Genomic DNA, 10,992 nt, shown 5'->3' with positions numbered 1-10,992 from the left:
CGACACCCGAGGAGTTCCGCCGGATGGCCGACCACGACCTGCTCGTGGCGCTCCGGGAGACGGTCCCCGAACTCGGGCGCCGCATCGAGCGCCGCGACCTCTACAAGCGCGCGGTCTGGACGTCGCTGTCGGACGTGCCCGCCGGCACCGTCGACGCCGACCACGAGGCGGAGCGCGCCGCCGAGCGCGAGATCGCCGACGAGGCCGGTCTCGATCCCGCGCAGGTCATCGTCGACGTGCCCTCGCGCCCAGGCCTGAAGGAGTCGGCGTCGGCGGTCGTCGTGGACGGCGTCGTCCAGCGACTGGAGGACGCCTCGGAGCTCGTCTCGGGCCTGCGCGCGGCCGAGCGCGGGCGGTGGCGGCTCGGGGTCTACTGCCCGGCGGAACACCGGGAGACGGTCGAGCGCGCGGCGCGGGACGTGCTCGGCGTCGGGAGTATCTGACCGCGGGTCGTCGCCCCGGCGCTGCTCATCGTCCCGTCAGCGCCTCGCTCGCGGGGGCGAAGGGGATCGTCGTCCCGCGGTCGCGCTCGGCGGCGCGCTCGTACAGCAGGTTGGCGGCCGCAGCGGTCTCGATACCGGTCCCGCCGGAGTCGAAGACCGTCACCTCGTCATCGCTCGTGCGCCCCGGCTCGACGCCGGCGACGACCTCACCGAGCTCGGCGTGAACGTCGTCCTCTGTGACGAGCCCCTGGTCCCTCGCGGCGAGGAACGACCCGGCATCCCGCGTCACACGGGCGCGGAGGTCCGGCACGTACGTCGCCCGCGCGACCGTCTCCGGCGGGAGTTCGTTCTTCTCCGGGTGATACTGACCCATCGCGGTGACGTGCGTCCCGGGCTCGACGTTCGCGTCGTCGATCACCGGCTCGCTCGCGTTCGTCGCCGTGATGACCACGTCGGCACCGTCGAGGGCGGCCGCCGAGGAGGACACCGGGTCCACGGCCGCGTCGAGCTCGTCCGACATCTCCGCCGCGAACGCCTCGCGGTGGTCGGCCGTCGGGGAGTAGACGCGGACGGCGTCGAAGTCGCGGACGGTCGCGGTCGTCCGGAGCTGTCCGCGGGCCTGCGCGCCTGAGCCGATGATCGCCACCTCGCTGGCGTCCGCGCGGGCGAGCGCGTCGACGCCCACCGCGCCCGCGGCGCCGGTCTTGAACGGGTTCATCGACGCGCCGTCGAGGATGGCCAGCGGTTCGCCGGACTCCGCGTCGAACAGCGGCGTCACGAACCACGCGTCGCGCGCGCCGAACCCCGCGGAGTAGTTGTACCCGCCCATCACGCCCGTCTCGGGTAACACCGCGGCGTACGTGGTGAACATCCCCGGCGGGTCGTCGTTGACGAGCTTCGTCCGGGGCTCCGCGGCCGCACCCTCTCCGCGCTGGCGATACGCGTCGCGGACGACGCGGACGTAGTCGGCGGGCTCGGCGAGGTCGGTCACGTCCTCGTGGGACAGAAACAGCGCGTCGGTCATGGAGGGAGGTGGAACCGGAGCCACAAAACCGTTCACGCGGCGGCCATCGAGGGGGCAGTTATCGAGGCGGGGCCGATCAGTCCGCGTCGACGCGACCGACGCCCGAGTTCGCGGCCGCCTCGGACGGCCGGTCGACGACTGGCCCGTTGACGAACATCGCGTGGACCATCAGCCCGACGGCGACGGTCGCGCCCGCCGGCACCGCCAGCAGCTCGGGCAGTCCCACGAGACGGAGGAGTCCCGCGATGCCGACGAGCGCTACCGGAATGAGGCCGAGGATGTAGTCGTAGTAGCCAGTCATAATCCAACCAACCGTATGAGCGTGAGGGATATAATTTTTTCTGTGGTGATTGTGTGACGCCGGAGAAATTCTTTCCGTGGCGATGAATAACTTATGAGAATACGTTCTCGGCGGTGGCGGCCTCGCGGCCGGTCGTGCCGACACCGAACCCTTCAACCCGCCCCGCGGCCGACGAGGCGGTAGTGAACCGGAACGACCGCGCGATCACCGCACTCGCCATGCTGGCACACGGGATGGTCCACACCTACGAGCTCGCCATCCCCATCTTCGTGACCATCTGGCTGGTGGAGTTCTCCGTCATCGACCTCGGCATCGCGACGTTCGACGTGACGACCGCGACGCTGGGAATCGTCGTCACCGTCGGGTACGGCCTCTTCGGGCTCGGTGCGCTCCCCGGGGGCGTGCTCGTCGACCGGCTCGGCTCCCGAAAGCTGATCACCGCCTGTCTCGTCGGGATGGGCGGCTCGTTCCTGCTGCTCTCGCTCTCTCCGAGCGTCGTCGTGATCACGCTGGCGCTCGTCGTGTGGGGGCTCGCCGCGTCGGTGTACCACCCCGCGGGGCTCTCGCTCATCACCAAGGGCGTCGAGGAGCAGGGGACCGGCCTCGGCTACCACGGCATCGCGGGCAACGTCGGGATCGGGCTCGGGCCGCTCCTGACCGCGACCATGCTGTTGTTCCTCGACTGGACCACCGTCGCCGGCGTCCTCGCGGTCCCCGCCCTGCTCGCGGCCGTGTACGCGTACCAGGCGGATTTCGACCCGCAGGCGGCGGTCGATGACGGCGGCGCCGCCGCGGACGGCGGCGACTCCAAGGCCGACAGCGGCGTCGACTCGTTCGGGGACTTCCTCGCCGAGTCCCGCAAGCTGTTCGCCGGGAGCTTCGTGCTCGTCTTCGTCGTCGTGATGTGTTCGGGGCTCTACTACCGCGGCTTCCTCACGTTCTTGCCGGAGCTTCTGGGCCGACTTCCCGGCTTCGAGCCCATCGCCATCGCGGCGCTGCTGCCGGCCCCGGTCGCGGACCTCCTCGGCGTCGACCCGGCTGCGGGCGAGACGCTGGCGCCGAGCGACTACTTCTACTCCGGGCTGCTGCTGATCGGCGTCGTGGGGCAGTACGCGGGCGGGAAGCTCACCGACCGGTTCCCGGTCGAGTACGGCATCGCGGTCGGCTTCGGGACGCTCGCGGTGCTCGCGCTCGTGTTCCTCCCCGCCGCCGCGCTCGGACTCGGCCCGCTGATGCTCGTCGGTGCGCTGATGGGGATCTTCCTGTTCGCGGTCCAGCCGATGTACCAGGCGACCGTCGCGTCCTACACCCCCGCCGGGACGCGCGGACTCTCGTACGGCTACACCTACCTCGGCGTCTTCGGCGTCGGGTCGCTCGGCGGCGCCATCGCCGGCGCCATCCTCACGTACGCCAACGAGCCGACGCTGTTCGCCGTGCTGGCGCTGTTCGCGACGACCGCGGCCGGCGTCGGACTCTACCTCGGCCGGACGCGCGGGGAGTGAGGGCGGGGCCTACCGAAGCCGGCGTCTCGGCGGTCTGCGGCCGCGGGGCGCCCCTTTTCACCTCGTACTTCCGTGGAACCCGATCGCGGAGCGCTACTTCCACTCCTCTTCCGGCTCCGATTGCAGCTCCCCCTTCGCCTGTCTGCTTCCGGGCCAGAAGGTCACGATTAGGACGGTCGCGTAGTAGATCCCCACGGTGGCGAGAACGAATTTGCCCGGGACCTGGCCGACGGCGGCAGTGGCGACGATATCGGACGATGGCGCCGCAAACACCGTCAACCGGACGATCCATGCGAGGACGAGGACGGAGATCAGTGCGAAGTAGACACGTCGGAGCCGGCGGGAGACGGCCTCGACGATCGGCGTTTTCACGGTCGGGTTCCGGAGGTCGCTGCTGAGGAGCTCGCGCCAGTTGGACTGCTCGACGCCCTCCGGGTCGAGGGCGTTCGCGAACACGTTCTCCTCCAGAATCCGCACGCGAGACCGCCAGATGTCGTAGACGCGGTAGCGTCGGGTCTCGATCCCCAGAAACACGGACAGCATGACGACGCCGATGAGGAGGACGTAGTGCGGTCGCGAGTCGGACGAGAACGCCCACGTGAGTAGCGTCGCCGTCAACACGACCGCCCAGTTCGTGGTCCGGTCGATCCGCGTTCGCCACGAGGTCATACGCCCCATCTCGCCGCGGTAGGCGTGACCCATGAGCGAGAGGAATCCGTCCCGGTCACGCGCCGCCTCGCCGGCGATCTCGCGTTCCTCGCGTGACTCCGGATCGAAATCGCTCGGCCTGTCCGACATACGTCTCATAGGGGCGACCCGCACGTAAACGCTCTCACGAGTGCCGATCAACGCCACGGACGCCGACCGACCTCTCGGACGCCGAGTGACTCATTAAAACTCCGGGCAGCGGCTCAACCGGGACCCCGAAACTCAGCCGCGAACCTTGAAGTAGACCGCGCGCCAGCCAGCGAGGACCACGGTGCCGAGAACGAACATCACGACCACGAACGGGAGCGCCGCGGTGTCGCCGAACGCGTACACGCGCAGCAGGAACCCGACCGCGGCCGCGGGGATCCACGAGCGCACGGCGAGCGGGATGGAGGACTTCGCGGCCTCGACCGCGCCGGGCGAGTACGCGCCCACGAGCGGCGCGACGAGCAGCCAGCCGATCAGGAACGGCGGCCAGACGAGAAGCATGTACGCCGGGTCGGCCGCGAGGCCGTCGACGCCGCGGTGCTGGATCACCCCGACCGTCATCAGCGCCATCAGTGCGATCAGGTCGCCGACGACGAGGGGGGCCGCACCCCGGTCGAGTCGGCGCGACAGGAACTCTGAGTCGACCATACCGACCGTCCGCGTGGCTCCCTCTTGTTTCGTGCGGATCCGTTCGCGGAGCTTCGACGGACTCAGGCGCTCGGCGGTTCGTCGTCGTCCGAGGGCTTGATCCCGACGTCCGTGTAGCCGAACCCGCGGTCGAGCACCCTCGCGTCGAGGCCCGCGTCGCGCATCTCGGCCGCGAGCGCGTCGGGACCGAGGAACGCCGAGTCCATCCCGAACGCGCGCTCGCCGAGCGCGAGCAGCCGGCCGAGGGGGTTGTTCGGGTCGAACTCGCGGACGACGAGGACGCCGCCGGGCCGGAGGACGCGCGCCGCCTCCCGGATCGCCGCCTCCCGGTCCGGGAAGTGGTGGAGCGCGTCGACGACGGTCACCGCGTCGACCGCGCCGTCGCGGACGGGCAGGCGGCCGGCGTCGCCGAACGTCGCGTCGAGCCCGCGCTCCCGCGCTCGCGCGAGCATGCCCTTCGAGATGTCGACGACGACACGCTCGGGCGCGTCCAACTCGACCGTCGCACGCCCCGACCCACCGCCGAGGTCGAGCACGGTCTCCACCGGGCGCTCGGCTTCGCCGAGCCCCGCCGCGAGGTCCGCGCGACTCGCGGCCGGCATCACGAGGTCGTACAGCGGCGCGATCCGGTCGAAGAACCGCACGTCGCCGGTCCCGTGCATGCCCGAGAGTGGCGGCGGCCGAGATATAAGCGTTCGCGGGAAGGTTCAAAGGGAGCGGCGCCGGACGATCCGGCATGGAGTTCGACCTCCTCGGCTGGCCCGAGGACGAACCGACGCTCCGGCTCGACTACCGGGCGTTCAGCTACGCCGGCAAGTTCGTCATGACGACCACCGGGAAGGCGGCCCTGCGAACCGCCGACGGGAGCGCCGCCGCGCCGGGGTGGGAGCCGGACCGAGAACTTCCGGAGGGGATGGACGCGGCCGCGTTCGACGCGGACGTGGCGGCGGTGATCGCCTTCGACGCCGACCGGACCGACCCCGAGGTGCTTCGGATCCGGTACGTGACGGTCCACGCCGCCCTGCGCGGACAGGGCCTCGGTCCGCGGCTGGTCGGTGAACTGCTGGACCCGGCCGCGGAGCGCGGGTTCGACCGCGTCCGCATCGCAGTGAACAACCCCTTCGCCTACGAGGCGCTCTACCGGGCCGGGTTCGCGTTCACCGGGAAAGAGACCGGGCTCGCGGAACTGGTCCTCGAGCGGCCGGTCGACGCGCCCGCCGCCGACCGCGAGGACGCGGCCCGCTACCGGAAGGGGCTGGCACGTTACCGGGAGCGCGGGGGACTCTCCGACGCGGAGCGGTCCTTCCTGCGCGAACGCCTGGGCGACGGCGGTTCGGGGGGACGCGGCGCGGGTGCCCGGCCCCCGGAGTTGCGGATTTAAGGTCGCCGCCCCCCTCGGTTGGGGCGATGGGAAACGCAGACCTGCGCTCGCTCGCGAGCCTCCGCGAGGTCGAGTTTGCGGAGATCGAGGGGAGCGTCGTCGCCGTCGACGCGCACAACTGGCTCTACCGCTACCTCACGACGACGGTGAAGTGGACCAGCGACGAGGTGTACACGACCGCTGACGGCACCGAGGTGGCGAACCTCGTCGGCGTCGTGCAGGGACTCCCGAAGTTCTTCGAGCACGACCTGACGCCGGTCTTCGTCTTCGACGGCGCGGTGACCGAGCTGAAGGCCGACGAGATCGCGGAGCGCCGCGAGAAGCGCGAGGCCGCGGAGGAACGCCGGGCAGAGGCCGAGGCGGCCGGCGACGCGGTCGAGGCGGCCCGACTGGAGGCGCGGACGCAGCGGCTCACCGACACGATCCAGTCGACGACGCGGGAGCTGTTCGACCTGCTGGACGTGCCGTACGTCGAGGCGCCCGCGGAGGGCGAGGCGCAGTGTGCCCACATGGCCGCGAGCGAGCGCGTCGACTACGCCGGCAGCGAGGACTACGACACGCTGCTTTTCGGCGCGCCGCGCACACTCAGACAGCTCACGAGCAAGGGTAACCCGGAGCTGATGGATCTGGCGGCGACGCTCGAGAACCTCGGACTGACGCGTGAGGAGCTGATCGACGCCGCGATGCTCTGTGGGACCGACTTCAACGAGGGGGTTCCCGGAATCGGGCCGAAGACCGCTCTCACCGAGATCCGCGAACACGGCGACCTGTGGGCCGTGTTGGACGCGCGCGGCGCCGAAATCGCCAACGCCGAGGCCGTCCGCGAGCTGTTCCTGAACCCGCCCGCGACCGACGACTACGACGTCGACCGCGACATCGACCCCGACGTCGAGGCGGCGCGCCGGTACGTCGTCGAGGAGTGGGGCGTCGCGGCCGACGAGGTCGAGCGCGGGTTCGAGCGGATCGAGGAGGCGCAGGTGCAGACCGGCCTCGACCGGTGGACCTGACCGGCGGCCGCACCAGGAACTCCCGGTCGTTATAAGTTGCCGCTCCGCGGAGCCGACGTACATGCTGTCGCGTCTGCTCCTGCTTTTGACCACGCTCACCCTCGCTGCGGGCCTTCCGCTGTCGGTCATCGCAGCGCGGGGGTTCGCCGGCTCGCCGTTCGGTCGCGTGTTGCGACCGATCCCGGTGGTGTTCATCGGGTTTATCGCCCTGAACGTGCCCACGATCGTCGGGATCGGGACCGCGGGCGTCTACGACCTGATCGTCTCGACGCTCGCTGTCGGGGCCGCGGTGGCGGCGGCTATCTTTTAACGAGGGGAGAATCCCGCCGTTTACGGCGGGCGTGAATCCGACAACGCGGACGCCAACCACCGCCGATGACAGGCCGGATATTCCACGCTCATCCATATCATTAAGTAGGATATCCCACATAGGCTATGTATGGCGATTGAGGTTACTCGCACCTACGTTGGTTCCATCCAGAACCAGCGACAGGTCTGCGATGGCCTCGACTCGCTCGGAGACTCCGCCTCAAAAATCTGGAACGTCGCACGATGGACGGCCGACCGCATCTGGGATGCAACCGGCGAGATCCCGGACGAAGGCGTGCTAAAATCGTACATGAAGCACCAGTCGTGCTGGAAAGATTTGAATGCGCAGTCCAGTCAGAAAGTCATCGAAGAACTTTCCGACGCTTTCCAGTCGTGGTTCGACCTGCGACAGAAAGATCCGGAGGCGAATCCGCCCGGCTACCGCAAACACGGCGACACACGCCCCAAGAGTACGGTCACGTTCAAAGAAGACGGGTTCAAACACGACCCAGAGAACAACCGCGTCCGACTCTCGAAAGGCTCGAACCTCAAGGAGTATTGGTCGGACTTCCTGCTTTGCGAGTACCAGACGCGACCCGATGTTGACCTTTCAGAAATCAACAGCGTGCAGAACGTTCGGGCCGTCTGGAACGGCGGCGAGTGGGAACTCCACTTCGTCTGCAAAGTCGAACTCGAAACACTCGACTCAGCAGGCGACGAAGTAGCGGGGATTGACCTAGGAATCACGAACATCGCCACGGTCGCGTTCCCCGATGAATATGTCCTGTACCCCGGAAACACGCTCAAAGAGGATAAGCACTACTTCACCCGAAAAGAGTACGAAACCCAAGGTGAACACGGCCCCTCGGAGAAGTCGATGTGGGCACGTCGGAAACTCGCAGAACGCGAGACACACTTCTACCACACGCTCACGGATACCATCATCACGGAGTGTATTGAGCGCGGCGTTGGAACGCTCGCGGTGAGCTGGCCCGAAGACGTGCGAGACTCTGACTGGGGCAAGACCGGCAACAAGAAGCTGCACTCGTGGGCGTTCGACCGCATCTACCAGTACCTCGAATACAAAGGCGAGATACGTGGCGTTGCGGTGCTGAAGGAGAACGAGTGGGACACCAGTAAAAGCTGTTCACGGTGTGGTGACGACACGAAATCGAATCGTGTCGAACGCGGTCTGTACGTTTGCTCGTCGTGCGAGTTGGTAGCCAACGCGGATTGTAACGGAGCGGAGAATATGCGTCAGAAGATAACTCCGAGTCCTCACGGCGAGGATAGGAGTAACGGCTGTGTGGCACAGCCATCGGTACACCTGTTCGACCGCGAGAGCGGGACGTTTACCACGAGAGAACAGGCCGTGTCGTAGACCGACAAATATCCCACCTGCAGTACGGGAAGCCTCGCCGTTTACGGCGAGGAGGATGTCACCGAGGGATTCCTGCTGCTCGGGGGGTATCGACAGGTATGACCGTCGAGGCTCTGGTCGTCTCGGCACAGACCGGCGCGCTGATCGCCGTCGGGGTGCTGATCGCGTACCCGGTCGTCCGCAACTCGACGAACGTCGCGTACACGCTGGGCATGGTGCTGCTCTCGGTCGGGTTCTTCGCGTTGGCGGCCAGCTACGGGGTCGGACTCCTCGTCGAGACGCAGGTCCCGGGACAGGCCCTGAGCCTCGTCGCCGCGCTACTCGGCACGGCCGGCGTGGCACGCTTCGCGCGTCCCTTCGTTCGGATCGACGGCTCTGCGCGGTTCGACGCGGGCGGCGGAATGGGACGAACTGGCGGAGGGGAACGTGACGAAACCGAGACGGACGGAACCACGGGAGGGTTCGGCGATGCGAAGGGCGAATGAGCCCCTCGACCTCGACCCCGGTCGACAGACGCTCGTCTCGGTGGGAAGTATGGCGTCGGCGATCGAGAGTCTGCCCGGGTCCGCGTTCGAGAACCTGCTCGTCGTCTCCCCGAACGCGCCGGCTCGGGTCGAGAAGACGATCGAGCGACAGGGTGGGGACGCGAGCCGCTGCGGGCACATCCCGCTGACGAGCTCCGGACTCTCCTATGAGGGGCCCCTGTGGACCACGTCACCGGTCGCCCCGAGTGACCTCACCGGACTCAACATGCGGTACAGCCGCGCGATGGAGCACGTCGAGTCGGGACGCGGATGCTTCTGCTTCGACGGCGTTCAGCTGCTGTTGATGTACGCGGCTGCCGACGACGTCCAGCGGCTGCTCACCACGATGGCTTCGGCGACGCGGACGCGTGAGGTCGCGGGCGTGTACGGGCTCGCACGAGAGGCAGTCACCCCGGAGACCTACGAGCGACTGGCGTCGATCTTCGACGACTCGGCGGATCGCCGCCCGCGATGACACTCCGACGAACCAGTTACAACAGCTGTAGTAACATATCCCAAAGCTATATAGGGGACTCGTCCTAATCGGACAGACTGTAATGGTTGATACTGACCCACACGGTGCGGACGAGCGGAGTGGCGTCTCCCGGCGCCGGTTCGTACAGGCGGCGGGCGCTTCCGGAGTCGCGGCCGGCGTCGCCGGCTGCCTCGGCGGCGGCGGCGGCGACGACAGCGACGAGAACGTCGTGCAGCTGTCCGCGGACCAGGACTTCGCGGACATCTCCGACGACATCGAGGAGGCGCTCCACGAGGCTGGCCTCGACGAGGAGATCTCCATCGAAGTGCTTCCGGGCGACTTCGAGACCGACTCCCGGCAGGCGTCCTACTCGCAGGCGCTCGACGCCGGTCGCTCGGAGCCGGACATCTTCATGATGGACAGCGGGTGGACGATCCCGTTCATCGTCCGCGAACACCTCGACAACCTCACGGAGACGCTGTCGGACGACGTGATCGATTACGTCGAGAGCGACTACCTCGGCGCGTCCGTCGACACCGCCCGGCACCCGGAGACGGGCGACCTCTACGGACTGCCGCTGTTCCCGGACTACCCGGTGATGCAGTACCGGAAGGACCTCGTCGAGGAGGCCGGCTTCGACCCCGAAGGCGAGAACTGGGCCACCGAGCCGATGTCCTGGCAGGAGTTCGCCGAGGTCGTCGCCGAGGTCTGGGAGTACCACGGGGGCGAGGAGGAGTACGACTACGGGTTCACCACGCAGGCCGACGCCTACGAGGGGCTCTCCTGTTGTACGTTCAACGAGACGATGAGCTCCTTCGGCGGCGCCTACTTCGGCGGCCGAGACAACCTCTTCGGCCCGATCGGCGACCGTCCGATCACTGTCGAGGAGGAACCCGTACTCGACACCATCCGTATGATGCGGTCGTTCATGCTCGGCCCCGACGCCGAGAACACCCTCGACGGCTACCCGCAGATCACCAACACCGACATCGTCCAGTACACCGAGGAAGACGCCCGCGAACCGTTCACCAACGGGAACGCGATCTTCCACCGTAACTGGCCGTACTCGGTCGTCATCAACGGCGCCGAGGACGTGTTCGGCGAGGACCTCGGTACGATGCCGATGCCGTACGGTGTCGAGGCCTCGGAGTCCGACTACGAGGGGCTCGGCGGCTCGCGCGCCGCGCTCGGCGGCTGGCACCTCACCCTCAACACCTACTCCCAGAAGAAGGACCAGGCGACGCAGGTGCTGGAAGCGTTCGCCAACGAGAACGTGATGCTCACGCTGTTCGAGCTCAACG

At 68.0% G+C, this 10,992-nt stretch carries 13 protein-coding genes and 1 pseudogene; 9 read left to right on the top strand and 5 right to left on the bottom strand.

What is annotated here, in order from left to right:
• Window positions 1-443, top strand: a pseudogene (locus tag AN233_RS18085) (NUDIX domain-containing protein); the annotation flags it as partial.
• 25 nt (window positions 444-468) lie between these two features.
• On the opposite strand, the gene AN233_RS11875 reads toward AN233_RS18085, so the two are convergent.
• Together AN233_RS11875 and AN233_RS11870 are read right to left on the bottom strand one after the other, a co-directional pair.
• On the bottom strand, window positions 469-1,467 hold the full coding sequence (locus AN233_RS11875) for an ornithine cyclodeaminase family protein (protein ID WP_058367000.1): 999 nt from the start codon (window positions 1,465-1,467) through the stop codon (window positions 469-471).
• Between the two features lie 76 nt (window positions 1,468-1,543).
• Window positions 1,544-1,768: a hypothetical protein gene (locus tag AN233_RS11870; RefSeq protein ID WP_058366999.1), complete on the bottom strand. Its 225-nt coding sequence runs from the start codon at window positions 1,766-1,768 to the stop codon at window positions 1,544-1,546.
• A gap of 182 nt (window positions 1,769-1,950) precedes the next feature.
• Here AN233_RS11870 and AN233_RS11865 point away from each other — a divergent pair, with 182 nt between their 5' ends.
• Complete coding sequence (locus AN233_RS11865) at window positions 1,951-3,270, top strand: MFS transporter (protein ID WP_058366998.1); 1,320 nt, start codon at window positions 1,951-1,953, stop codon at window positions 3,268-3,270.
• 93 nt (window positions 3,271-3,363) lie between these two features.
• On the opposite strand, the gene AN233_RS11860 is transcribed toward AN233_RS11865, so the two are convergent.
• The 3 genes from AN233_RS11860 to AN233_RS11850 all read right to left on the bottom strand — a co-directional run bounded on the left by AN233_RS11860 (window position 3,364) and on the right by AN233_RS11850 (window position 5,276).
• Entirely contained in the window at window positions 3,364-4,068 is a 705-nt protein-coding gene (locus tag AN233_RS11860) for a DUF2270 domain-containing protein (RefSeq protein ID WP_058366997.1), read from the bottom strand.
• 132 nt (window positions 4,069-4,200) lie between these two features.
• Window positions 4,201-4,614: a DUF3054 domain-containing protein gene (locus AN233_RS11855; protein WP_058366996.1), complete on the bottom strand. Its 414-nt coding sequence runs from the start codon at window positions 4,612-4,614 to the stop codon at window positions 4,201-4,203.
• 62 nt (window positions 4,615-4,676) lie between these two features.
• On the bottom strand, window positions 4,677-5,276 hold the full coding sequence (locus AN233_RS11850; protein ID WP_058366995.1) for a class I SAM-dependent methyltransferase: 600 nt from the start codon (window positions 5,274-5,276) through the stop codon (window positions 4,677-4,679).
• 74 nt (window positions 5,277-5,350) lie between these two features.
• On the opposite strand from AN233_RS11850, the gene AN233_RS11845 reads away from it, so the two are divergent.
• From AN233_RS11845 to AN233_RS11815, 7 genes are all read left to right on the top strand, one after another.
• Entirely contained in the window at window positions 5,351-5,995 is a 645-nt protein-coding gene (locus AN233_RS11845; RefSeq protein ID WP_058366994.1) for a GNAT family N-acetyltransferase, read from the top strand.
• Between the two features lie 26 nt (window positions 5,996-6,021).
• Window positions 6,022-7,002 (top strand): flap endonuclease-1, encoded by a 981-nt coding sequence (gene fen, locus AN233_RS11840; RefSeq protein ID WP_058366993.1) that lies wholly within the window; start codon window positions 6,022-6,024, stop codon window positions 7,000-7,002.
• Between the two features lie 61 nt (window positions 7,003-7,063).
• Entirely contained in the window at window positions 7,064-7,312 is a 249-nt protein-coding gene (locus AN233_RS11835) for a hypothetical protein (protein WP_058366992.1), read from the top strand.
• Window positions 7,313-7,441: 129 nt separating this feature from the next.
• A complete protein-coding gene (locus AN233_RS11830) occupies window positions 7,442-8,692 on the top strand; it encodes an RNA-guided endonuclease InsQ/TnpB family protein (protein ID WP_058366991.1) in 1,251 nt (416 codons plus the stop codon).
• Window positions 8,693-8,790: 98 nt separating this feature from the next.
• The gene (locus AN233_RS11825) at window positions 8,791-9,177 is read left to right on the top strand and encodes a hypothetical protein (RefSeq protein ID WP_058366990.1); all 387 of its coding nucleotides are present in this window, start codon (window positions 8,791-8,793) and stop codon (window positions 9,175-9,177) included.
• A complete protein-coding gene (locus tag AN233_RS11820; RefSeq protein WP_125920029.1) occupies window positions 9,161-9,691 on the top strand; it encodes a DUF7504 family protein in 531 nt (176 codons plus the stop codon). Before AN233_RS11825 ends, AN233_RS11820 begins: the two co-directional genes overlap by 17 nt.
• An 82-nt stretch (window positions 9,692-9,773) precedes the next feature.
• On the top strand, window positions 9,774-10,992 hold a 1,219-nt coding region (locus AN233_RS11815), incomplete at its 3' end, for an extracellular solute-binding protein (RefSeq protein ID WP_058366988.1).

The sequence above is a fragment of the Haloparvum sedimenti genome (assembly GCF_001462205.1).
Taxonomy (GTDB): Archaea; Halobacteriota; Halobacteria; order Halobacteriales; family Haloferacaceae; genus Haloparvum; species Haloparvum sedimenti.
The sequence above is the reverse complement of the archived record's forward strand: the minus strand, read 5'-3'. Positions and strand labels throughout refer to the sequence as shown.